Source organism: Roseivivax halotolerans (genome assembly GCF_900115815.1).
Classification (GTDB): domain Bacteria; phylum Pseudomonadota; class Alphaproteobacteria; order Rhodobacterales; family Rhodobacteraceae; genus Roseivivax; species Roseivivax halotolerans.
Genome location: NZ_FOXV01000003.1, coordinates 292,274 through 315,043, shown reverse-complemented (window position 1 = coordinate 315,043; position 22,770 = coordinate 292,274). Strand labels below are relative to the sequence as shown.

General features: G+C 64.5%; 17 protein-coding genes. 4 read left to right on the top strand and 13 right to left on the bottom strand.

Going from position 1 to position 22,770, the window contains the following annotated elements:
- Positions 1-139: 139 nt before the first annotated feature.
- From BM171_RS06490 to gltX, 3 genes are all read right to left on the bottom strand, one after another.
- Positions 140-2,275 (bottom strand): hypothetical protein, encoded by a 2,136-nt coding sequence (locus BM171_RS06490; RefSeq protein ID WP_093010011.1) that lies wholly within the window; start codon positions 2,273-2,275, stop codon positions 140-142.
- Positions 2,276-2,533: 258 nt separating this feature from the next.
- A complete protein-coding gene (gene gltA / locus BM171_RS06485) occupies positions 2,534-3,829 on the bottom strand; it encodes a citrate synthase (protein ID WP_093010010.1) in 1,296 nt (431 codons plus the stop codon).
- A gap of 91 nt (positions 3,830-3,920) precedes the next feature.
- Complete coding sequence (gene gltX, locus BM171_RS06480; RefSeq protein ID WP_093010009.1) at positions 3,921-5,333, bottom strand: glutamate--tRNA ligase; 1,413 nt, start codon at positions 5,331-5,333, stop codon at positions 3,921-3,923.
- 80 nt (positions 5,334-5,413) lie between these two features.
- Between gltX and BM171_RS06475 the strand changes: the two genes are divergently transcribed.
- Positions 5,414-7,456, top strand: a complete 2,043-nt coding sequence (locus BM171_RS06475; RefSeq protein WP_093010008.1) for a ComEC/Rec2 family competence protein — start codon at positions 5,414-5,416, stop codon at positions 7,454-7,456.
- On the opposite strand, the gene lexA is transcribed toward BM171_RS06475, so the two are convergent.
- A complete protein-coding gene (gene lexA / locus BM171_RS06470; protein WP_093010007.1) occupies positions 7,450-8,145 on the bottom strand; it encodes a transcriptional repressor LexA in 696 nt (231 codons plus the stop codon). The two genes, BM171_RS06475 and lexA, sit on opposite strands and share 7 nt — an antisense overlap.
- Positions 8,146-8,242: 97 nt before the next feature.
- On the opposite strand from lexA, the gene BM171_RS06465 reads away from it, so the two are divergent.
- Positions 8,243-9,112 (top strand): glucosamine kinase nucleotide-binding domain-containing protein, encoded by an 870-nt coding sequence (locus BM171_RS06465; protein WP_093010006.1) that lies wholly within the window; start codon positions 8,243-8,245, stop codon positions 9,110-9,112.
- On the top strand, positions 9,100-10,209 hold the full coding sequence (gene nagA, locus BM171_RS06460) for an N-acetylglucosamine-6-phosphate deacetylase (RefSeq protein ID WP_093010123.1): 1,110 nt from the start codon (positions 9,100-9,102) through the stop codon (positions 10,207-10,209). Before BM171_RS06465 ends, nagA begins: the two co-directional genes overlap by 13 nt.
- On the opposite strand, the gene BM171_RS06455 is transcribed toward nagA, so the two are convergent.
- The 4 genes from BM171_RS06455 to BM171_RS06440 all read right to left on the bottom strand — a co-directional run bounded on the left by BM171_RS06455 (position 10,206) and on the right by BM171_RS06440 (position 15,901).
- On the bottom strand, positions 10,206-11,447 hold the full coding sequence (locus BM171_RS06455) for a lytic murein transglycosylase (protein ID WP_093010005.1): 1,242 nt from the start codon (positions 11,445-11,447) through the stop codon (positions 10,206-10,208). The genes nagA and BM171_RS06455 overlap by 4 nt on opposite strands.
- Before the next feature lie 114 nt (positions 11,448-11,561).
- On the bottom strand, positions 11,562-13,049 hold the full coding sequence (gene glpK / locus BM171_RS06450) for a glycerol kinase GlpK (protein ID WP_093010004.1): 1,488 nt from the start codon (positions 13,047-13,049) through the stop codon (positions 11,562-11,564).
- Positions 13,050-13,200: 151 nt separating this feature from the next.
- On the bottom strand, positions 13,201-15,438 hold the full coding sequence (locus BM171_RS06445) for a xanthine dehydrogenase family protein molybdopterin-binding subunit (RefSeq protein ID WP_093010003.1): 2,238 nt from the start codon (positions 15,436-15,438) through the stop codon (positions 13,201-13,203).
- A 1-nt stretch (position 15,439) separates the two neighbouring features.
- Positions 15,440-15,901: a (2Fe-2S)-binding protein gene (locus BM171_RS06440; RefSeq protein ID WP_093010002.1), complete on the bottom strand. Its 462-nt coding sequence runs from the start codon at positions 15,899-15,901 to the stop codon at positions 15,440-15,442.
- Positions 15,902-16,089: 188 nt separating this feature from the next.
- Between BM171_RS06440 and BM171_RS06435 the strand changes: the two genes are divergently transcribed.
- Entirely contained in the window at positions 16,090-17,154 is a 1,065-nt protein-coding gene (locus tag BM171_RS06435) for an NAD-dependent epimerase/dehydratase family protein (RefSeq protein ID WP_093010001.1), read from the top strand.
- A gap of 26 nt (positions 17,155-17,180) precedes the next feature.
- On the opposite strand, the gene BM171_RS06430 is transcribed toward BM171_RS06435, so the two are convergent.
- The 5 genes from BM171_RS06430 to BM171_RS06410 form a co-directional block, all read right to left on the bottom strand.
- Complete coding sequence (locus tag BM171_RS06430) at positions 17,181-18,236, bottom strand: quaternary amine ABC transporter ATP-binding protein (protein ID WP_093010000.1); 1,056 nt, start codon at positions 18,234-18,236, stop codon at positions 17,181-17,183.
- Positions 18,237-18,248: 12 nt separating this feature from the next.
- The gene (locus tag BM171_RS06425; protein ID WP_093010122.1) at positions 18,249-19,286 is read right to left on the bottom strand and encodes an ABC transporter permease; all 1,038 of its coding nucleotides are present in this window, start codon (positions 19,284-19,286) and stop codon (positions 18,249-18,251) included.
- Positions 19,287-19,474: 188 nt separating this feature from the next.
- The gene (locus BM171_RS06420) at positions 19,475-20,452 is read right to left on the bottom strand and encodes an ABC transporter substrate-binding protein (protein ID WP_093009999.1); all 978 of its coding nucleotides are present in this window, start codon (positions 20,450-20,452) and stop codon (positions 19,475-19,477) included.
- Positions 20,453-20,637: 185 nt separating this feature from the next.
- Positions 20,638-21,612, bottom strand: a complete 975-nt coding sequence (locus BM171_RS06415) for an ABC transporter substrate-binding protein (RefSeq protein WP_093009998.1) — start codon at positions 21,610-21,612, stop codon at positions 20,638-20,640.
- Positions 21,613-21,692: 80 nt separating this feature from the next.
- Positions 21,693-22,673: an ABC transporter substrate-binding protein gene (locus tag BM171_RS06410; RefSeq protein ID WP_093009997.1), complete on the bottom strand. Its 981-nt coding sequence runs from the start codon at positions 22,671-22,673 to the stop codon at positions 21,693-21,695.
- Positions 22,674-22,770 lie beyond the last annotated feature (97 nt).

Genomic DNA, 22,770 nt, shown 5'->3' with positions numbered 1-22,770 from the left:
GCCCCGAGCGCGGAATAACAGAATGTGATGGTTAAGCGGATTGTAATCTTAACAATGGGTTAACGGCGCTTCTGGTTCGCCGAAACGATCGCGCCCGGAGCAGGAGCCCCGGGCGCGCTGTCTTGGGCAGGAGTTTGGATTATGCGTATTCGTACGCGTCCTCGTCCTCGCTCTCGTCCTCGGCATCCGCGTAAGGATCGGCGTCCTCGTCCTCTTCGTCCTTGAAGAGAATGTCGTATTGGTCGCCTTCGCAATCATCCTCCGGAATGTAGCAGAGATCATCCACCGCACCGGAGCCGACGAGGTTCACGTCCATGTAGCTCACGCCTTGGGTGTTGATCTCGAGCGTTTGTTGCGAGTTGTCGCGGCCCGCGGGGATTTCAAGCGAGTTCAGAACGTTACCGTCCGCGTCGAAGAGATCGATCGTGCCGCCATGCTCCTCGACATCGAGGATGCTGAGGCTCTTGACCTCGGACGGTCTGGTGAACTCGAACGAGATCGTGCCGCCGTGGGCGTTGTCGTCCGGATCATGCGCGTCGCCATCTTCGGAGATGATGATCGCATTGCCCTGATCGGCAAAGCCAAGGTCGTAGTCCCAACCGGTCGGGTTCTCGGTGTCGAAGATCATCGCATCGTCGGCTTGCGTCGTGCCAGCCTTGGTCGCGGTGATCTTGAGGTTCTCGAACGCATCGAAGGGATCGTCGCCGGCCTGCAGACCGCTGAAATCCTCGCAGATTTCCTCGCCATCCTTGCCACCGTCGTCGTCGCACTCCGCTTCCTCGGTGAAGGCGAGGTTGTCGATGTGGACTTGCTCGTTGGATGCCGAGAAATCCGCATCAAGCACGAGCTGCATGCTCTTCGCGCCTTCGAGTTCACCGCCCGAATAGCTGATCGTCTGGCTGTCGGAGGTGATCGTCTGGCCGGTCTTGTCGCCGACCAGGGCCGTGCCCTCATCGTTCACATGGAACGTGTCGAGCAGAACCCATTCGTGGCCGTCCTTGAGAACCCAGACCTCGAGGCTGTCTTCCATCCAGCCGTTATTCTCGAAGTAATGCGCGTTCGGCGTGGAGGCGTCGAAGGAGATCGTGGTATCGTTCGGCGTCTCGACCGTATCGAACCAGAGATTGCCGTCCTTGCAGCCATCGGCGACGAGCTTGCCGTCTTCGGCATACCATTTACCGGCATGTTGTACGCTTTCGGCGTGGCTGGCGTAGCGGAGGCCGTCGAAATCGTCTTCGGCGATCACGACGTCTTCGTCGTCGCAATCATCGCCGTCACCGTCGATGATAACCTCGTTCTTCGCGACGATCTCGACATTGTCGATCCCGACATATTCGTTGCTCGCCGTGAAGTCGGAGACGAGCCGAAGCTGCGCGCTTTCGCTGACGCCGTCGACCTCGTAGGTCAGGGTATTGCCGTGGTTGCCGAAGGTCTGACCCGTCTCGGAGCCGACCATCGCCGTGCCCTTATCGTTCACGGTGAAGACATCGAGCGTTTGCCAGGAGCCGTCATCGAGCTTGACCTGAACCTCGAACGTGTCCTTCGAATGGCCTGAATTCTCGAAGCAGGCCGCGTTCCAGGTCATGGCGTCGAAGGAAATGGTGACGCCGGAATTCGCTGCGACTTCCTCGAAAACGAGCTTGCCGTCCCGGCAGCCGTCGGTCCACGCCTTGTTGTCCCAGATGTACCAGCCATCGTTGCCCACGATGTCGTCGCTGTCTTCGGGGCGGTGGATGTGGTTGAAGTCCTCGGAGACCGCCACTTCCTCGACGATTTCCGTGGTGGTGGCGCCATCGTCGAAATCGCCGGAGGGATTGCCGACCAGCGCTTGGCCGTTGCCCGTATCGCTGTTCACGACGAGGGTGACGTTCGTCAGGTCGAGATCCGCGAGCGTGATCGCGTCGATGCCTGAGCCGAACTTGGGCTCGATCGTGAACATCACGGGCGCTTCGGTGTAGCCGGCGGTGCTGTCGGGCGCATTGCCGAACTGGATGCCGACATCGTAGTCGCCCTGGACGGTCGCGCCGTTGTCGAGATGGTCGACGCTGTTGGCCTGAGTGTCGAAGCCGGTGATCGGTACCGAGTTTTCACGCGGCCATATATCGATCTGATCGGCGAGCGCGTCGTTCTGAAGGTTCAGGAACAGCCCGTCGATATCGACATCGGCGGACGGATTGATGAGACGCACGACGAGCTTGTTGCCGTCCTCGACCACTTCGAGGTCAATGGTCGGATCGCATCCGAGCGTCACGATAACAGTTTCACCAGTTGCCATATTCGTTACTCCAGCGGTTGAGGAAAGCCTCGCCAGACATGGCCTCAAGCTTGGGATATGTGGCAAGAAAAAGGTGGTAAAACGCCAGATTAACGCCTTTTTTCAGGGGCTTGGCCGCTCCATTGTCTTTGGCTTGGTGACAATGTTTGAGGATGTCTCGGGATTGTCGCGGTCGGGCTTACCAAGTCCACGGGACGGGCGAATCGAAACGGCCGCCCGGTTTTTCGGACGGCCGCACGATGTCGTGTGCGATACGGTTCAGCGGTTTTCGATGTCCACGTAGTCGCGCTGGGTGTTGCCGAGATAGAGCTGGCGCGGACGGCCGATCTTGTTCTGCGGATCGTTCAGCATCTCTTTCCACTGGCTGACCCAGCCAACCGTGCGCGAGAGCGCGAAGATCGGCGTGAACATCGAGGTGGGGAAGCCCATCGCCTCGAGAATGATGCCCGAATAGAAGTCCACGTTCGGGAAGAGCTTCTTCTCGGTGAAGTAGGGATCGGCGAGCGCCTGCTTCTCGAGCTCTTTCGCGGTGGCGAGGATCGGGTTGTTCTCGACGCCAAGGAGATCGAGCACCTCGTCGGCCGATTGTTTCATCACCGTCGCGCGGGGGTCGAAGTTCTTGTAGACGCGGTGACCGAAGCCCATGAGGCGGAACGGATCGTTCTTGTCCTTCGCGCGCGCGATATATTCAGGGATCTGGTCCGGGGTGCCGATCTCTTTCAGCATCTCGAGGCAGGCCTGGTTCGCGCCGCCATGTGCCGGACCCCACAGGCAGGCGATCCCCGCCGCGACGCAGGCGAAGGGGTTCGCGCCCGAGGAGGAGGCGAGCCGCACTGTCGACGTGGACGCGTTCTGCTCGTGATCCGCATGCAGTGTGAAGATGCGGTCCATCGCACGGGCGAGGATCGGATCGACCACGTATTCCTCTGCCGGCACGGCAAAGCACATGTGCAGGAAGTTCGCCGCGTAGGACAGATCGTTGCGCGGATAGACGAAGGGCTGTCCCACGGAATACTTGTAGGCCCAGGCCGCGATCGTCGGCATCTTGGCGATCAGGCGGTGCGAGGCGACCTCGCGCTGGTAGGGATCCGAGATGTCGGTGCTGTCATGATAGAAGGCCGACATCGCGCCGACGACACCGACCATGACTGCCATCGGATGCGCGTCCCGGCGGAAGCCACGGAAGAAGTTGACCATCTGCTCGTGCAGCATCGTGTGCCGGGTGATCGTGCTCTCGAAGATCTCGAGTTGCTCTGCGGAGGGGAGCTCTCCGTAGAGAAGCAGGTAGCAAACCTCAAGATAGTGCGATTTGCCGGCGAGCTGATCGATCGGGTAGCCGCGGTGCAGCAGCTCGCCCTTGGCCCCGTCGATGAACGTGATCGTCGAGTCGCAGCTCGCCGTCGACGTGAAGCCCGGATCGTATGTGAAGACACCGGCATCCGAATAGAGCTTGCGGATGTCGATCACGTCAGGTCCGGCCGTGGGCGAATAGATCGGCAGATCCCACGATTTTCCGTCGATGGAGAGCGTTGCGTTTTTCGTGCTTTCAGCCATGGCGTCGTCCCTTCAAGCTATCCCTGTCACGCCGCGGGCGCGGCGCGCGAATGTCGTTTGGCCGGGACGAGGTCGGTCTGGCGACCGTGTCTCAGTCCGTTCGGCCTGCTGCGTCGTCCAGCCGCGCGATAGTTTCATCGCGTCCCAAAACGAGCATCATGTCGAACACACTTGGCGTGACGGCGCGCCCTGCGAGTGCGGCGCGGAGCGGTCCCGCAAGTTTGCCGAATTTAATTCCGTGCGCTTCCGCCGAGGCGTTGAGAACAACCTCCAGATTGTCGCGCGACCAATTAGCATTTCGCAGCTGCGGCGTCAATTCTGACAGTATACCTTGGGATACATCGTCCAGTGCCTTCGCCGCTTTCTCGTCCGGGACAATCGGGCGTTCCGCGAAAATAAATTGCCCCTTCTCAAGGAGTTCAGGGAGTGTCTTGGCGCGATCTTTCAGGCAGTACATGCCCTCCGACAAGAGCACGCGCTGCCCTTCGGTCAGGGCGGGGCGCCCGGCGGCATCCAGAAAAGCATCGATTTCTTGCAGCAGTGCAGCATCCTCCATCCGGGCGATGTGATGACCGCAAATGCTTTCCAATTTCTTGAAATCGAGCCGCGCCGGCGATTTTCCGATTCCGGTGATGTCGAACCATTCGAGCGCCTCGGCATCGGAGAAGACCTCGTCGTCTCCATGGCTCCATCCGAGCCGGGCGAGGTAATTCCGCATCCCCTGCGCGGGGTAGCCCATCACCTGGTATTCCTCGAGCCCGACCGCGCCGTGCCGTTTCGACAATTTCTTGCCGTCCGGCCCGTGGATGAGCGGGATATGCGCGTAGACGGGCACATCCCAGCCCATTGCGGTGTAGATCCCCATCTGCCGCGCGGCATTGTTCAGATGATCGTCGCCCCGGATCACGTGGGTCACGCCCATATCGTGATCGTCCACGACCACGGCCAGCATGTAGACTGGCGAGCCGTCCGAGCGCAGCAGGATCATGTCGTCGAGCTGATCGTTTCCGATCCGGACATCGCCCTGCACCTCGTCTCGGATCACCGTTTCACCGTCGAGCGAGGTCTTGAGACGGATCACGTAAGGCGCGTCTTCGGGATGCGTGGACGGATCGGCATCGCGCCAGGGTGAGACGAAGAGCGTCGAGCGGCCCTCGGCGCGGGCGGTCTCGCGGAACGCCTCGATTTCCTCCTGCGAGGAAAAACACTTGTAGGCCGCGCCCTTGCTCAAGAGATCGCGCGCCACCTCGGCATGACGATCCGCGCGGGCGGCCTGGCTGACGACGTCGCCATCGTGGTCGAGCCCCAGCCAGGAAAGACCCTTGAGGATCGCGTCGGTCGCCGCCTCGGTGGAGCGGGCCCGGTCGGTGTCCTCGATCCGCAGCAGGAATTGGCCACCTCTGCCCCGCGCGTAAAGCCAGTTGAAGAGCGCCGTGCGTGCCCCCCCGATATGCAGAAACCCCGTGGGAGACGGGGCGAAACGGGTGACGATCTTCTCTGCCATCGGCGTGTATTAACCCTTCGATAATGATCCGCGCGCATTCTTGAGCGGAGGCTTAACGGTGCAGCGATCAGAGGACAAGCATGGCCCGTATCGAGGCGCGGCTGGAGGCCTGGCTCGGGCGACAGACCGGCGCGCTGTTTCCTTGGGCTGTGGTGGCGTTCGCCTCAGGGATCGGGTTCTACTTCGCCTTACGTGTCGAACCGCCGATCCCGGTTCTGGTCGCGGCGGCCTGTCTCGGGGCCTTGGGCCTCGTCACCGCCTCGCGTGTCCCGCCGGTCCTCGCCGTGCTGGCGCTGGCGATGTCCTTGCCGCTCTTCGGCCTCTCGGTCGCCGGTGCGCGCGCGCATCTCGTCGCGGGGCCGCTCATCGAGGGGCGGTATTATGGTCCGGTGGAAGGCCGGGTCGTCGGGATCGACCGCTCCGCCTCCGACAAGATGCGTCTTACGCTCGACCGCGTGGCCTTGCCCTGGATGCCTCGAGAGGCCGTGCCGCGCCGTGTGCGGATCTCCCTTCACGGCGATCAACGCTGGATCGATCCAAAGCCCGGTAGTCTTGTTATCCTCACGGGGCATCTTTCCGCACCGAACGGGCCCGTCGAGCCGGGCGGATTCGATTTCCGTCGGCATGCCTGGTTTCTGGGAATTGGCGGTGTCGGCTACACCCGCAGCCCGGCGCTCGCGCTCGCCCCGGCGGAGCCCGGCAGCTTCCGCATCGCTCGCCTGCGCCACGCGATTTCCAACCGCGTTCGGGCCGCCATGCCCGAGACCTCGGGTGCGGTGGCAGCGGCGCTCCTGTCAGGCGACCGAAGCGCGATCGAAGCAGGCACCACGGAGGCGCTGCGCGCGTCCAACCTCGCGCATCTTCTGGCGATCTCCGGTCTGCATATGGGGCTGGTGACCGGCATCGTCTTCGCCGCTCTGCGACTTGCGCTCGTTCTCTTGCCGGGTTTGGGGCTGGTCTGGCCCGTGAAGAAAATCGCCGCCGGGGGCGCGCTTCTGGCGGGGGCGGGATATCTTGCGCTGTCGGGCGGGAATGTCGCGACGGAGCGGGCATTCGTCATGGTCGCGGTGATGCTGCTCGCCGTTCTTGCGGACCGGCGCGCGCTGTCCCTGCGCTCGGTCGCGCTTGCGGGGCTGGTGGTGCTCCTCCTGCGGCCCGAAGCGCTGCTATCGCCCGGGTTCCAGATGTCCTTCGCAGCCACCACAGCACTGGTCGCGGCGTTCGCGCTCTGGCGCGATACCGGGATGGAGCGGCGCCTGCCGCCTTTGCTGCGCGGCGCGGCGGCGGTTGTGATCTCCTCCGCCGTCGCGGGAGCGGCCACAGCTCCCTTCGCGATGGCGCATTTCAATCAGGTTGCTCACTACGGATTGCTGGCCAACCTTCTTGCCGTGCCGCTCATGGGCGCGCTGGTCATGCCCGCCGGCTTGATCGCACTAGCGCTCATGCCGTTCGGCCTCGAGGCTTTGCCGCTCTGGGTGATGCGCCTCGGTCTCGACTGGATCCTCGGGGTCGCGGACTGGGCGGCCGCGCTGCCGGGCGCGGTGGGAAAGGTCGTCGCGCCGTCGGGCGCGGTTCTGCCCCTCGTCGCTCTGGCCGGTCTCATCGCGGTGCTTGTCGCGGGGCGCGGGCGCCTCGTCGCGCTCGGACCAGCTGCCCTTGCGGGGCTCATGTGGTGGCAGACGGAGCGGCCTTGGCTTTTGATCGATGCAAACGGCGCTCTTGTCGGCGAGATGACGGCAGTGGGGCGGGCGCTGTCTCGAGAGCGCGGGGCGGGGTTCGCGGCAGGCCTCTGGCTCGAGAACGATGGCGATCCGGCGGATCAGGTGCAGGCCGCCGCGCGCTGGCTGCAAGAGACCGCCGTGATCCACATCGCCGACAAGAAAGGGGAGGCCGCGTTCGGCGGGTGCAGCGACCAAGAGATCGTCGTCAGCCGCTACACGCTACCCCCGGACTTGCCTTGCCTGGCCTTCGGCCCCGAGGAACTCGCCGCTACCGGTGCTGTCGCGGTGGCCCGCCGCGGGCAGGGCTTCCTGATCCGAACCGTCGCGGACCAGACCGGCCGCCGGATATGGGCGGACCGGATCGAGCCCCATGGCCCGTCCGGTCACGCTGCCCGTCAATAGGTGCGGATCAGCCCGACCAGCCGTCCTTGCACGCTGACCGATCCTTTCGGCAGCACGCGCGGCTCGTAGGCGGGGTTCGCGGCTTCGAGGATGATCATGTCATCCTTGCGCTTGAAGCGCTTCAGCGTCGCCTCGTAGCCTTCGACCTGAGCGACCACGATATCGCCGTTCTGTGCATCGCTCGTCTCGCGGATCACCACGACGTCGCCATCGTTGATCCCCGCCTCGATCATCGAGTCGCCCTTGACCTCGAGCGCGTAATGCTTGCCCGACCCAGACAACATCTGACCCGGCACCGCGATTCCCGGAGGCGCATCGTTGATCGCCTCGATGGGCTGACCGGCGGCGATCCGGCCCATGAGCGGCAGCTCGGTCGCATGTGCCGTTTCGATGGGTTGCGCGGCCAGCGGCTTGCTGTCGGGGCGGTCGCCGTCGATCACCTTTGGCTGGAAGCCGCTGGCGAGACCGCCAAGGCTCTCGGGCAGCTTCACGATCTCGATCGCGCGGGCCCGGTGGGCCAGCCGCCGGATGAAGCCACGCTCCTCCAGCGCGGTGATCAGGCGGTGAATGCCGGACTTCGACCGAAGGTCGAGCGCCTCTTTCATTTCGTCGAAACTCGGGGGCACGCCATCGCGCTGCACGCGGCGGTTGATGAAGTCGAGAAGATCGAGTTGTTTCTTGGTCAACATGAGATGATTTCCTTCACCCGTTCCGCTTTGTTCTACGTGCGTTCGCGTTTTGTGTCAACGCCCGTGCGAATCAGCGATCCGATCCACGAGGCTTTCGATGCGGTCAGAACATGCGCCGGTCATCGGTATAGACGGCGGCGGCACAAGATGCCGGCTCGCGCTGCTCGAGGCGGGTGAGCGCACCGAGCTTGAGGTCGGACCATGCAATCTTTCGAGCGATTTTAGACGCGGTATCAATGTATTGTGGGGCGGTCTTGACCTTTTGTCAGACAAGGCCGGACGCGCGCTGACAGACGTTCCGACCTATTGCGGACTCGCTGGCGTCGTCTCGGATGCGCTCGCACGTGAGGCTGAAGCGGCGCTGCCGCTGACGCATGTGAAGGTCGAAGAAGACCGGTTTTGCGCGGTTGAAGGTGCGCTCGGTCCGGGGAATGGCTGCGTCCTTCATTCCGGCACGGGGTCTTTCGTCGCCGTGCGCGATAACGGCCCTCTTCGCTTCGCCGGCGGATGGGGCGCGCGCCTTGGCGATGACGGGTCCGCCTACGAGGTCGGACGCGCGGCGCTCCGGCACGCGATGGCGTTCTTCGAGTGCCGTGCAGCCGAGGGGTGGTTGAGCCGCGCGATCCGAGATCGGATCGGTGATCGCGCGGCGATTATTCGCTTTGCGGCCGGTGCGTCGACCGAAGAGGTCGCCGCGCTGGCGCGGCTCGTGACGGAAGCTGCGGCCAATGATCCTGCTGCTGACGGAATTCTCATCAATTCCGCAGAGCAATTATATGATGTGGCAAAGGAAATTGGCTTGTCTCAAGACGCCCCGATATGCCTGACGGGCGGGCTCGGCCCGAATCTCGCATCGCGGCTACCGGAGCGTGCGCGTCATCGCGTCATCGAGCCTGTGGGCACGCCTCTCGACGGAGCGCTCTCTCTCGCACAGCGTTGGATCTCGGGGGCGACATGGAACGCGTAACCTATCACGGCGGCCGGGTCTTCGATGGTCATGTCCTGCATGAGAATGGCGCGATAACTATCGAAGATTGTTATATAATCGAAGGCGCTGAGGGGCATCCGATAGACCTCTCCGGCGATATCCTCGCCCCGGCATTCGTCGATCTGCAGGTCAATGGCGGCGGCGGTGTGCTCTTCAACGATGATCCGAGCGTGGAGACCCTTCAGCGCATCGCAGATGCCCATATCGCGCTCGGCACAGGGTCGCTGCTGCCCACGCTCATCACCGACAGGCCCGAGATTACCGCAGCCGCCATCGACGCTGTCGCCGAGGCCCGAACCCGCACTATGACCGGCATCGAGGGTCTTCATCTCGAAGGCCCCCACCTTTCCGCCGCGAAGCACGGCGCGCATGCGCCCGAGTTGATCCGGCCGATAGAGACAGCGGATCTCGCTGCTCTCATCGAGGCGAAAGCGCGGGTCGGCTGCCTCAAGGTCACTGTCGCGCCCGAGACCGTGACGACCGATCAGATCGCGCGGCTCTCCGAGGCCGGGATCTATGTCTCGCTCGGCCACAGCGCGTGCGATGCCGGGACCGCCCAGCGTGCATTTGCTGCTGGTGCGCGTGGCGTCACGCATTTGTTCAACGCCATGAGCCAGATGCAGTCGCGCGCACCGGGCCTTGTCGGCGCAGCGCTCGCGTCCCAAGCATGGGCGGGGCTGATCGCGGATGGCGTTCACGTCGCGCCCGATGTGATGCGCGTTGCGCTGGCTGCGTCCCCAAAGATCTTTCTCGTATCGGATGCGATGGCGGTGGCCGGCACCACACTGGACCACTTCACGCTCAATGGCCGGAAAATTCTGCGCCGGGACGGAGAACTGCGCCTTGAGGATGGCACGCTCGCGGGTGCCTACCTCGATATGGCGCGGGCTGTCACCGTGCTTGTGCGGCAGTGCGATGTGCCGCTGTCCCGCGCGCTTGCCATGGCGACGCGACTTCCCGCCGAGGCAGCCGGGCTCGCGCCGCATATCGGCTGTCTGAAGGCCAGGGCGCCGTGTCGCGCCATCCGCCTCAGGGAAACGGCGGATGGCTTTCGCGTGGTGCCACTCGACGCTTAGCGCAGCGTGTTGAGGAGGGCCTGCGACGGCTCTCCTGTCACGGCAAGACCGGCGCTCGCCTGGTAAGCCTCGATCGCCTCGATCGTATTGGGACCGATGACCCCGTCGGTGCCGCCTGTATCGAAGCCGCGCGCCGTCAGCCGCTCCTGCAGAAGTCGGCGGTCCTCGACGGTCAGACCGTACCTGTCGGGACCAAACGACGCCGACAGCGGCGGCCCGCCCGCGATCCGCGAGGCGAGGTATCCCACGCCGAGCGCGTAATTCTCCGAGTTGTTGTAGCGCAGGATCACGTCGAAATTCCGCGACACGAGGAAGGCCGGGCCCGTGCTGCCATCGGGCCGCAGAAGCGCTGCGTCGCCGAGCGCGGGCAGGCTGCCCCCGCGCGCAGGCGTGACCCCCGAGGAGGCCCAGCTCGAGACCGACCGGCGCGTGCCGCGCCCGACTGGCAGACCGCTTGGTGCGTTGACCTCAAGACCCCAGGGCACGCCGCGCCGCCAGCCGCTGTCCGAAAGGTAGGCCGCCGCCGAGGCCAGCGCGTCGGTCGGATCTTCCGACCAGATGTCGCGCCGCCCGTCGCCACGGAAATCGACCGCATGGGCCTGGTAAGTCGTGGGAATGAACTGCGTATGCCCCATCGCGCCTGCCCAGGACCCCTGTAGCTGGCCTGCGCTCGTATCGCCGCGCTCGAGAATCCGCAGGGCCGCCAGAAGCTGCGCTTCGAAGAAATCGCCCCGCCGGCCGTCATAGGCGAGGGTGGAGGTGGCCGAGATGACCGAGATATCGCCACGCCGCGCGCCGAAGCGGCTCTCGACGCCCCAGATGGCGCAGGTGATCTCGGGCGGCACGCCGTAGCGGTTCGCGATCTCGGACAGGATGCCGCCGAACTGGCGAAACTTCTCCCGGCCCGTGGTGACGCGTGCTTCGCCTGCGACGATGTTGAGGTAATCCTCGAAGCTTCGTTTGAACTCGGTCTGGTTGCGATCGCGCTCCACCACGCCGGGCAGGAAGCCCGCGCTGCGGAAGGCGGTGTCGAGCGTGGTGTTCGAAATCCCGCTCGACGCAGCGCGGCTCCGGAACGCCGCGACCCACTGATCGTAGCCCGAATTCGGAACCGGACGGAGGCTCGGATCCGGGGCGGGGGCCGGCCCCGATCCGCTGCCGGCCGGCACGCCGCCGCATGCCGATAGGGCCGCCATCGCGGCGAGGGATGTGAAACCGCGTCGTGTCAGTCGTGTCATTCTGCTCGGCCTCCTGCTTCGAAGCTTTTGCCGAAGCATGACCGCGCGGCCTCATATCGGCAAGAGCGCGCTGAGCCGGAGGCGGAGAGGCGCCGAGCTATTCTGCGCGCCGGATCAAAACCCCTGAGCCGCCGCCACCGCGCGTTGCCAGGCGGCGTATTTCTCTTCCCGCCGCATCTTATCCATCGCTGGTTCGAATTTCCGGTCGAGCTGCCACATATCCGCAAAACCTTGCTGGTCCGGGTAGATCCCGGCCTGCATTCCTGCAAGCCACGCAGCGCCCATCGCCGTCGTCTCGAGCACATCCGGGCGGTCCACATTTGCGCCGATGATGTCGGCGAGGAACTGCATCGCCCAGTCGGACGCGCTCATGCCGCCATCGACGCGCAGGGTGTCGGCGGCGTTCTCGCCCTGCCAGTCGGCGCGCATCGCATCGAGAAGATCGCGGGTCTGATAGCCAACGCTCTCGAGCGCGGCACGCGCGAATTCCTCGGGGCCCGAATTTCGCGTGAGGCCGAAGATCGCGCCACGGCATTCGGCGTTCCAGTAGGGTGCGCCGAGGCCCGTGAACGCGGGAACGAGCACGACGTTCTGCGCGTCGTCCGCGCGTTCTGCCAAGGGCTGCGTCTCTTTTGCCTCGCGGATGATCTTGAGCCCGTCACGCAGCCATTGAACCACGGCGCCCGCGATGAAGATCGATCCTTCGAGCGCATAGGTCGGCGTGCCGTTCAGCTGGTAGGCCACTGTCGTCAGAAGCCGGTTTTCCGACCGGACCGGCGTATCGCCCGTGTTCAACAGTGCAAAACACCCCGTCCCATAGGTCGATTTCAGCATGCCGGGCTTGAAACAGGCCTGACCGATCGTCGCTGCCTGCTGATCCCCCGCCACGCCGAGGATCGGGATCTCGCGCCCGAAGAGATCCGACCGTGTCACGCCGAAATCGCCGGCGCTGTCTCGGACCTCGGGTAGCATCTCCATCGGGATATCGAGAAGCTCGCAGATCGAGGAGGACCAGCGGCCCTTGAACGTATCATACAGCATCGTCCGGCAGGCATTGGTCGCATCCGTCGCGTGGACCTTGCCGCCCGTGAGCTTCCAGATGAGGAACGTGTCGACTGTTCCGAACAGGAGCTTGCCCGCCCGCGCCTTCGAGCGGTCCGGATCGACCTCATCCAGGATCACCTTCAGCTTGGTCGACGAGAAATAGGGATCGAGCAGCAGTCCCGTGCGATCCGTGACCATCTCCTCGTGGCCCGCGGCCTTCAATTCCTGGCAGAGCGCGGAGGTGCGGCGGTCCTGCCAGACGATGGCGCGGTGGACCGCATGGCCGGTCTCTGCATCCCAGACCACCGTTGTTTCTCGCTGGTTGGTGATCCCGATAGCAGCAATGTCGCCCGCGCCGATCTCGGCCTTCTCGATCACGCCCCGGCAAGTCGCGGCGGTTGTCGTCCAAAGGTCGGAGGCCTCGTGCTCGACCCAGCCGCTCGCAGGGTAATGCTGGTCGAACTCCTCCTGCGCTATGGCCGTGATCTTCAGCGTCTCGTCGAACAGGATCGCCCGGCTCGAGGTCGTGCCCTGGTCGATGGCGAGAATATGGGTCATGCGGCGCCTCCCGTGTCTGCCGATGTGCCTGTTGGCACAAGACAACCGCATGACGCGCCGGGGTGCAATGGGCTGGGGCGATGCGCGCCTTGCCCATGATCTGGCCGAAAATACTCCGGGGGTCCGGGGGCAGCGCCCCCGGCGTTCCCCGTCAGGCGAATGTCACGGATCTGTTGAACGGCATCTCCCGGAGGCGCGTGCCGGTCGCGGCGAAGATCGCGCCGGCAAGCGCCGGGGCGGCCGGCGGCACCGGCGGCTCGCCGATGCCCCGGACCGCATCGCCGTTCTCGAGCCCCCGCACCTCGATCTCGGGGGCCTGCCAGATCCGCATCCCCGCATGGTCGTGGAAATTGTCGGGCTGCGCGACGCCGCCCGAATAGGTGATCTCGGAGTTCATCGCGTGCCCGAGGCCCCAGATCACGCCGCCCTGGACGAGATTCTCGAAGTTCACCGGATCGACGATGCGGCCAACTTCCGCGGCCACCCAGACCCGTGCAATACGGAGCCCCGCTTCGGTATCCCGGACCTCGACCACCTGCGCGCAATGCACGCCGAAGGACCGGGTGAGTGCGACGCCGCGGCCGAGCCCCGCCTCGGGCGTCGGCCCCGACCAGCCCGACATCTCGCCCACGGCCTCGAGCGCCGCGCGCGCCAGCGGATCCGAAACGAGCCGCAGCCGCTCCTCCAGGGGATCGGCCGCGGCAGCATGGATGAGCTCGTCGAGCGCGCAATTGTAGAAGAACCCGTTCGACGACGCGCCGACCGACCGCCAGGAGGACACCGGCGCAAGTCCCGTCGCCCGGTAACCCGTCACGCGCTGATGGGGCAGGGCGAAGGGCTGCTCGAACGCGCCCGCAACGATCTGGCTGTCCGGCCCCGGTGCCGAGAGCCCCTGTCGTCCCATCTGCGAGGACATGACCGAAGGCTGCGCGATCGACAGGTCCAGCGCCTGGACGCGGCCCTCCGACACGCGCCCGCGGATCCGGCCCATCGCGATGGCGCGGGGATAGTCGTGGATCATGTCCTCCTCGCGCGAATAGGTAAGCTTGACCGGCACGCCGGGCATCTGCACCGCGATCTCGGCCGCGTGCTTCACCACCTCGTCCTCGAGCCGGTGGCCGAATGAGCCCCCCATCATCTGCGCGTTAACAATCACGTTCTCCGCGTCGATCCCGGCGATCCGCGCCACGTTGTTCTGCAGGAAGCGGGGGATCTGCGTGCCGGTCCAGACCTCGGCGCTGTCGGCGTTCACGCGCACGATGGCCGAGAGCGGCTCAAGCGGCGCATGCGCGAGGTAAGGCGCGCGGTATTCGGCTTCGATGACCTCGCCTTCAGCCAGCGCGGCCTCGACATCGCCATCATCGCGCTTGCGGCTGTCGCGGGCCTCTTCGGTGAAGGCGGCCTCGAGCGCGGCCCAGTGGCCCTCTTGCTCCGCCGGAAAGTCTGGTGCGCCCCATTCGGCGGAAATCGCCCGCGCCGCCTTGAAAGCGCGCCAGGTGTTGTCCGCCACGATGCCGAGCCCGCCGGTGATCGGCACGATGTCGGTGACGCCGCGCATGGTCAGCGCCTCGGCCGCGTCCCAGTCTCCCAGATCGCCGCCTTGGGCGGGATTGAGAAGCACCGTCGCGTGGACCATGCCCTCGACCTCGACATCGATCCCGTAAGTCTGCGTACCGGTCGATTTCGCGACGATATCGAGCCGCTGCATGGGCTTGCCGATATAGCGCCAATCCTCCGGCGCACGCAGCGGCACGTCCTGCACGACGGGGGTCTCGGCCAGCTCGGGCGCGAGATCCGGGTAGGCGATGCGGCTGCCATCGGGCAGGATCACGTGCCCGCTTTCGGTCTCGAGCAGCGTCACATCCACGCCCGACCGCGCGGCGGCTGCCGATTTCAGCGTCTCCCGGGCGGAGGCGCCTGCGGCGCGCAGCTTGTCGAACCCGTCCGGCACCGAGGTCGAGCCGCCGGTGATCTGCAGCCCCATCAGCTTCATCGCGGCGGTCACGACGCCTTCGGTCGCGTTGTGCATCGCCCCTTGCGCGGGCACCATGAATTCGGCGGCCTCCGCGCCAAGCGCGGTGTTCCAATAGGCGGGCGCGGGCGGGCCGGGATCGATGGCGATCGCGTCCAGATCGACGTCGAGCTCTTCGGCGATGAGCGCGGCCTGCACGTGGTAGACCCCCTGACCGCTATCGGCGCGCGGCGTGATGAGCGTGACCCCGCCGCCATCGATCCGAACATACGGCGTAATCGCGGCTTCTCCCTCGCCGGTCTGTAGCGGGTTGGGGTGGGGCTTTCGCGCGGCATAGACGCCGAAGGCCGCCCCGCCGACGACGGCAACGCTGCCCACGAGGAAGGTGCGGCGGGCGATGGTTCCGATACGGCTCATCTCAGACCTCCTTCATCGCCTGCGCGGCGCTGCGAATGGCGGCGCGGATGCGTGGATAGGTCCCGCAGCGACAGAGATTGCCGCCCATCGCGTCGTCGATGTCCTGATCCGTCGGATCCGCCACCTGCGAGAGAAGATCGGCGGCCTGCATGATCTGGCCCGACTGGCAGTAACCGCATTGCGCGACCTGGTGCTCGATCCAGGCGGCCTGAAGCGCGTGAAGGGCATCCGGCTGGCCGAGCCCTTCGATGGTCAGAACCTCCGCGCCCTCCGCCGAGCCCGCCGGGATCTGGCAGGACCGCGTCGCGACGCCATCGAGATGCACCGTGCAGGCCCCGCATTGCGCGATGCCGCAGCCGTATTTGACGCCCTTGTAGCCGAGCTCGTCCCGCAGAACCCACAGAAGCGGCATGTCTTCCTCGACATCCACCTCGTGCGACGTGCCGTTCACGGTGAGTTTCATGCGATGCACCCCTCCTCATCACTTGGCGGAAGGATAACATTCCGTTCCATAAACGCCATGACGGCGCGCTCACCTTCCCGCGCGCGGAACGCAAGGTCACGGCAAGGTGCGCGTTCAGACGGGGAACCGGGCGGCCGGTTTGCGCGCTTTTCCCGCATCAAAGACAAACAATTTTCATAGGATACACCATGCCGAGACCCGAGATCGACGCCGATACCCCCATTCTCGTGACCGGCGCGACCGGCTACGTGGCAGGATGGATCGTGAAGCGCCTTCTCGAGGCGGGCGCGACCGTCCATGCGCCCATCCGCGACGCCGGGAACTCCGCCAAGACCCGCCATCTCGACGCAATCGCCGAGGACGCGCCGGGCACGATTCGCTATTTCGAGGCCGATCTTCTGGAAGAGGGCTCTTACGCCGAGGCGATGGCAGGATGCGGCGTCGTCTTTCACACCGCCTCGCCCTTCACCTCCGATTACGACGATCCGCAGAAGGATCTGATCGACCCGGCGCTGAACGGCACGCGCAACGTTCTCAGCGAGGCCAGCAAGACCGAAACCGTGCGTCGGGTCGTCGTCACATCCTCCTGTGCCGCGATCTACAGCGACAACACCGAATGCCAGGATGCGCCGGGCGGCCGGCTGACCGAGGATGTCTGGAACGAGACCGCCTCGCTCGACTACCAGCCCTACAATTACTCCAAGACCGTCGCGGAGCGCGAGGCATGGCGCATCGCCAACAATCAGGACCAGTGGCGGCTCGTGACGATCAATCCGAGCCTTGTGGTCGGTCCCGCGATCGGCGGCACGCCGAGTTCCGAGAGCTTCTCCATCGTCGCGCGGATCGGGAACGGCGAATTCAAGCAAGGCGCGCCGCGTCTCGGCATCGGTGTCGTCGATGTGCGCGACGTGGCCGAGGCGCATATCGCCGCCGGTTTCCTGCCGGACGCTCAGGGGCGTCACATCACGAGCGGGCACGACACCGATCTCTTCTCGGTGTCGCAGGAACTGGTGCCGAGCTACGGCGAGAGTTACCCGATACCGACGCGCGCCGCGCCGAAATGGCTCGTCTGGCTGATCGCGCCCAAGGCGGGGCTCGAACGCGGCTACGTCAAGCGGAATGTCGACGTGCCGTTCCGTGCGGACAATTCCAAAAGCCGCGAGAAGCTCGGGCTCGAATACCGCCCGCTCGGGCTCTCCATGATGCAGATGTTCGACTACATGATCCGGCACGATTACTTCCCGCGCGCCTGAGCCGGAGCCGGCGCGCGGGTAGGGAGTTACGACGCTTTCCGCATGCCGTCCTCGGCCGCCTCGGTCGGCACGAGGGCGGTGACGACGTCGCGCATGGTCAAAATGCCGGTCTGCTTGCCGTCCTGCATGACGCGGTAGGACAGGTCCGCATTGCCGCGTGACTTGGCGATGACGCTTTCAAGCGTGTCGTTGCCGTCCACTTCGCCGGAGGTGTCGCCCGGATTCTCCGAGGTTTTCTTCATCACCGTCCGGGCGCGCAGAACGCGGGCGCGGTTGATGTCGGAGATGAAGTCCACGATGTAGGGATCGTTGGGGTTCATCAGGATATGCTGCGGCTCGCCCTGCTGGACGACCTCGCCATCCTTGAGGATCACCAGGTGATCGGCGAGCTTCAGCGCCTCGTCGAGATCGTGGGTGATGAAGACCACGGTCTTCTGCAATTCGCGCTGCAGCTCGATCAAGAGATCCTGCATGTCGGTGCGGATGAGCGGATCGAGCGCCGAGAAGGCTTCGTCCATCAGCATGATGTCCGAGTTCGAGGTCAGCGCCCGCGCGATGCCCACGCGCTGCTGCATACCGCCCGAAAGCTGGTGGGGATATTGCGGCCCCTGTCCCTCGAGCCCGACGCGGTCGAGCCAGCGGGTCGCCTCCTTTTCCCAGTCGGCGCGCTTGGCCCCGTCGACGATCATCGGGGTTGCCGCGTTCTCGAGCACCGTGCGGTGCGGCAGAAGCGCGAATTTTTGGAACACCATCGACATCTTCTTGCGCCGCATCTCTCGAAGCCGCGCATCCGAATAGGTCATGATGTTCGAATCCTCGACCCAAACCTCGCCGTCCGTGGGGTCGATCAGCCGGTTGAGATGCCGGATCAGCGTCGACTTGCCCGAGCCCGAAAGGCCCATGATGACGGTGATCTCGCCCGCCTGCATATCGACGTTGATGTCGCGCAGACCGAGGACATGCCGGTGCTGCTCCAACAGCTCGGTCTTGTGCATGCCTTCCTTCGCGTGCTTCAGCGCCATCTGCGGGTCGCTGCCGAAGATCTTGTAGAGATTGCGGATGGAAATCTTGGGATCGGCCATGTCGCGCCCTCCTTAATGCTTCTGCGCGGCGTTGACGCGCGCCAGCGCCGCCTTGGTGGAGCGGTCGAGGATGACCGCGAGCAGCACGATGCCGAGACCCGAGATCAGCCCGACGCCAAGCTCGAGATTGCGAATGCCGCGGAGGACAAGAACGCCGAGGCCCGGGGCCGAGACGAGCGAGGCGATCACCACCATCGCGAGGCTCATCATGATGGTCTGGTTCACGCCGGCCATGATGTTCGGCAGCGCGAGCGGGATCTGCACGCCGTAAAGTTTCTGGCGCTTGGTCATGCCGAAGGCGTCCGCGGCCTCGATCACCTCCTTGTCGACGAGCCGGATACCGAGATTGGTCAGGCGGATCACCGGCACGATGGCATAGAGAATGATCGCGATGCCGTAGAGCTTGGGTTCGGTCACCGAGAAGAGGAAGATCAGCGGGATCAGGTACACGAAGGGCGGCAGCGTCTGCAGCATGTCCAAGACCGGGATCATCGCTTGCTGGAGCTTGTCGGATCGCGACATGGCGATTCCGATGGGCACGCCGAGGGCGACGCAGATCAGCGCGCAGACGAAGATCACCGCCAGCGTCTGCATCGTGTAATCGTAGTAATCGATGAAGGCGAGCGCCGCGAAGGAGCCCGCGACGAAGGCCGCGAGGCCCCAAGAGCGGCTGACGACCTTGATGAGAAGCGCCAGGAGAGGGATCATGATCCACCACGGCACACCCTGGAACGCCCAGAGCGCGTATTCGAGCGCCCAGCTCAGGGGCTGAGTGATCGGGTCGAGCACCGTCGAGAGCGCGTCCTTGACGTCGAGAAAGCCCCGCTCGAGTCCCTTGGTCACCTCGCGCGACTGCGGAAAGGCATCGCAGGCATCGTTGAGCGCGTCCATCGAGGGAAAGGGCGTCTCCCAGACCGAGACGTCCGGCTGTTCTCCCGAAGCCTGGTTCATCAGGTCCGACATCGACATCGGGGCTCCGCTCCCGGAGCCGTCCCCGTCACACCAGCCCCGAAGTCCGAGACCGTCGAATATCCAATCATAGGTCGCCATGGCGATCCTTTCCCCTGTCTTTTCTTTGTCGGGCCCTTGTGACCGGACCCATCGCGTGATCGCAAGATCGGCAGGCGCAACGTCGCGGCCCGCCACTTCCTTTCATTTGACCCCGATCGCCGGACGCAATGCAAGGCTCCGGCACGGGGCGGGGCAGGCGTGCCCTGAGACACGCCCGCCGCTTTGCCTTATTGCGAGGCGAGGACCGATTGCAGGTTCTCGCGTGCGCCGTCGCTCAGCCAGCCGGTCCAGTTGTCCTGGAAGCTCGTCAGGAAGTAAACCGCGCCTTCCTCGGAGGAGGCCGCGTTCTCTTCCATCCAGGCCAGAACCTCGTTCATCTGCGCGTTGGTGAAGCTCATCTTGGACAGGAACTCGGAGGCGGCCGGCTCGCGCTCCACGAAATCGGCGGTGACGGCGGTCAGCACCTCGGAGGAGGGATAGTTCGACAGCTGCGGATCGGCGCAATCTTCCTGCGCGTTGCACTCATGCGCCTCCATATCGGTGCCCCCCATGTCGACCATCGTCATCGGATACTGGCCCAGTACCGAGGTCGGCGACCAGTAATAGCCGAGCCAGGGGTCTTGGCTCTCATAGGCCGAGGCGATGGACGTCGCGAGTGTCTCGCCCGAGCCATGCACGAAGATCTCGAAACCGGCCTCCTCAAGGCCCGCCGCCTCGGCGAGGCTCGCATTGACGGATTTGCAGGCCCAGCCATCAGGGCACTGGTGCAGACGTCCGCCCAGAAGCTCCGGGTTCGCCAGCACGCCCTCGATCGTGGCGAGTTCGGGGTTCTCTTCCACGAGGTAGTTCGGAACCCACCAGCCCTCGACACCGCCATCGGAGAGGACGTCCGCGAGCTTGACGAGCTTGCCTTCGTCGCGAAGCCGCGCATAGGCGGGTGCGGAATTGGTCCAGAGCTCGGTCAGAACATCAGGCTCGCCGGTCTCGGCGACGGAGGTCAGCGCCGGGTTGGTCGAGGAGGGGATGACCGATACGTCGCAGCCATAGCCTTGCGTCAGGATGAAGTTCGCGACTTGCGTGACGACCGAGGCCGACGCCCAGTTCATTTCGGTGATGGAAATCTCGCCGCATTCCTCCTGCGCGAGGGCGGGGGCTGCGAAAAGCGTTGCGGCGGCAGAGGCCGCCAAGGTGATGGTGCGGTTCATTCGGATTTATCCCTGTTTACGGTTGTGGATCATGCACCCTCTTGAGCGGGGCTTTTGATTGACCAGTCAATTATAGACACGGTCGGGCCATGATTGCGAGTCCTAGCTTCCCGCGGGGTGTCGGGGCGGCCTCGAACCTGCGAAGCGAAGGCAGGGCGATCCATTTAGGACCGCCCCTGACGGCCTTACTGGCGGGCCAGAACCGATTGCAGGTTCTCGGTCGCGCTGTCGCTCAGCCAGTCCGTCCAGACATTCTGGTAGTTGGTGAGGAAGAATACCGCGCCTTCCTCTGCCGAGGCCGAGTTCTCGTCCATCCAGGCAACGATCTCGCTCATGGTGGCGGTCGGGAAGGTCATGTTCGACAGAAAGTCGGTCACTTCGGGATTGCTCTCGGCGAAGTCCGACACGACGGCGGTTTTCACCGGCGCCGCGGGGTAGGACGTGCGTCCCACATCCTCGGCGTCCTGCTGCGTGGCCTTGGCATGCTCTTCGGCGTTGAACTCGCCCATGTCGACGCTGACCATGTCGTAAGAGCCCAGAAGTGAGGTCGGGGCCCAGTAATAGCCAAACCAGGGCTCTTCTGCCTCGAAGGCGGAGGCCATCGACGTTGCGAGCGTCTCGCCGGAGCCGTGGTTGAAGATCTCGAAACCGGCTTCCTCGACGCCGAAGGCGGGAAGAAGGTTGTCGTTGGTGATCCGGCACCCCCAGCCTTCGGGACAGTTGTGAAAACGCCCGCCAACAAGCTCGGGGTTCTCCAGCACGCCTTCGATCGTGGCCAGCTCGGGATGCTCCTCGACCAGGTAGGAGGGCACCCACCAGCCTTCGATTCCGCCGGGATCGAGGATGTCGCCCAATTCCTGCACGCGGCCTTCCTCAACAAGGCGCGTATAGGCTTCGCCCGTCGAGTTGGTCCAGAGCTCGGTCACGATGTCGGGCTCGCCGTTCTCCACGAGCGAGGTGATCGCGGGCACGGTGTCCGACGGCACGACGCTGACAGTGCATCCGTAGCCCTGGGTCAGGATGAAGTTCGCGACATTGGTCACGACGGAGGCCGAGGCCCAGTTCATTTCGGTGATCGAGACATCGCCGCAGCTCTCTTGCGCGAAGGCAGGTGCTGCGAGAAGCGCGGTGACGGCGCCAGCGGTCAGTTGAAGTTTCATGATGTTTCTCCCTGTGCTTGGGAACCGGCCATGCGGTCGGCCAAGAAGCGAAGAGCGGCCCCGAGAGGCCGCTCTTGAATTCAGCCCTGCTGGTTCAGGACGGATTGAAGGCGCTGTGTCGCCCCTTCGTCGAGCCAGGCGCCCCAGACGTCCTGGTAATTCGTCAGGAAATAGACCGCGCCCTCCTCGGCGGAGGCGGAGTTCTCATCCATCCAGGCGACGATCTCGCTCATGGTCGAGGTCGGGTAGGTCATCTTCGACAGGAAATCAGCGATTGCCGGATGCGCCTCTGCAAAATCCGCGACCACGGCTGTTTTCACAGGCGATGCGGGGAAGGAGGACCGTCCCACATTCTCGGAATCGGGCTGGGTCGCCTTGCGGAATTCCTCTTCGTTGTAGGGGCCCATATCGACGCTGACCATGTCGTAGGAGCCCAGAAGCGCGGTCGGGGACCAGTAATAGCCGAACCAGGGCTCCTCGGCCTCGTAGGCGGAGGCCAGCGAGGTTGCGAGCGTCTCGCCCGAGCCGTGGTTGAAGATCTCGATGCCCGCTTCCGCGACGCCGAAGGCTTCGGTCAGGTTGTCGTTCGAGATTCGGCAGCCCCAGCCTTCGGGGCAGTTGTGGAAGCGCCCGCCGACAAGGTCGGGATTGGCAAGCACACCTTCGACATCGGCGAGTTCGGGATGCTCTTCGACGAGATAGGCAGGCACCCACCAGCCTTCGATGCCGCCGGGATCGAGGATCGTGCCGATTTCCTGTACGCGGCCCTCTTCGACAAGGCGGGCATAGGCGTCACCGGTGGAATTGGTCCAGAGCTCGGTCACGATGTCGGGCTCGCCGTTCTCCACGAGCGAGGTGATCGCAGGCACGGTGTCGGACGGCACCACGCTGACGTCACATCCATAGCCCTGCGTCAGGATGAAGTTCGCGACATTGGTCACGATCGAGGCCGATGCCCAATTCATCTCCGTGATGGAGACTTCGCCGCAATCTTCCTGCGCCAATGCCGGTGCGGCGGCGAAAAGCGCAATGGCTGCCGCGCTGTAAGCGAGTGTCTTCATGATCTTCCCTATCTGTGCTTTGTCATTTTTGGTGGCGTGGGCACCTTTGGCACCACACGCGATGAAGCTTAAGCTATCTGTCACGACACGACGGTAA

What these genes read in the sequence shown, in the direction of transcription:
- BM171_RS06490 (WP_093010011.1), bottom strand. Translation starts at nt 2,275, where the DNA reads ATGGCAACTGGTGAAACTGTTATCGTGACGCTCGGATGCGATCCGACC.
- gltA (WP_093010010.1), bottom strand. Translation starts at nt 3,829, where the DNA reads ATGGCTGAAAGCACGAAAAACGCAACGCTCTCCATCGACGGAAAATCG.
- gltX (WP_093010009.1), bottom strand. Translation starts at nt 5,333, where the DNA reads ATGGCAGAGAAGATCGTCACCCGTTTCGCCCCGTCTCCCACGGGGTTT.
- BM171_RS06475 (WP_093010008.1), top strand. Translation starts at nt 5,414, where the DNA reads ATGGCCCGTATCGAGGCGCGGCTGGAGGCCTGGCTCGGGCGACAGACC.
- lexA (WP_093010007.1), bottom strand. Translation starts at nt 8,145, where the DNA reads ATGTTGACCAAGAAACAACTCGATCTTCTCGACTTCATCAACCGCCGC.
- BM171_RS06465 (WP_093010006.1), top strand. Translation starts at nt 8,243, where the DNA reads ATGCGGTCAGAACATGCGCCGGTCATCGGTATAGACGGCGGCGGCACA.
- nagA (WP_093010123.1), top strand. Translation starts at nt 9,100, where the DNA reads ATGGAACGCGTAACCTATCACGGCGGCCGGGTCTTCGATGGTCATGTC.
- BM171_RS06455 (WP_093010005.1), bottom strand. Translation starts at nt 11,447, where the DNA reads ATGACACGACTGACACGACGCGGTTTCACATCCCTCGCCGCGATGGCG.
- glpK (WP_093010004.1), bottom strand. Translation starts at nt 13,049, where the DNA reads ATGACCCATATTCTCGCCATCGACCAGGGCACGACCTCGAGCCGGGCG.
- BM171_RS06445 (WP_093010003.1), bottom strand. Translation starts at nt 15,438, where the DNA reads ATGAGCCGTATCGGAACCATCGCCCGCCGCACCTTCCTCGTGGGCAGC.
- BM171_RS06440 (WP_093010002.1), bottom strand. Translation starts at nt 15,901, where the DNA reads ATGAAACTCACCGTGAACGGCACGTCGCACGAGGTGGATGTCGAGGAA.
- BM171_RS06435 (WP_093010001.1), top strand. Translation starts at nt 16,090, where the DNA reads ATGCCGAGACCCGAGATCGACGCCGATACCCCCATTCTCGTGACCGGC.
- BM171_RS06430 (WP_093010000.1), bottom strand. Translation starts at nt 18,236, where the DNA reads ATGGCCGATCCCAAGATTTCCATCCGCAATCTCTACAAGATCTTCGGC.
- BM171_RS06425 (WP_093010122.1), bottom strand. Translation starts at nt 19,286, where the DNA reads ATGGCGACCTATGATTGGATATTCGACGGTCTCGGACTTCGGGGCTGG.
- BM171_RS06420 (WP_093009999.1), bottom strand. Translation starts at nt 20,452, where the DNA reads ATGAACCGCACCATCACCTTGGCGGCCTCTGCCGCCGCAACGCTTTTC.
- BM171_RS06415 (WP_093009998.1), bottom strand. Translation starts at nt 21,612, where the DNA reads ATGAAACTTCAACTGACCGCTGGCGCCGTCACCGCGCTTCTCGCAGCA.
- BM171_RS06410 (WP_093009997.1), bottom strand. Translation starts at nt 22,673, where the DNA reads ATGAAGACACTCGCTTACAGCGCGGCAGCCATTGCGCTTTTCGCCGCC.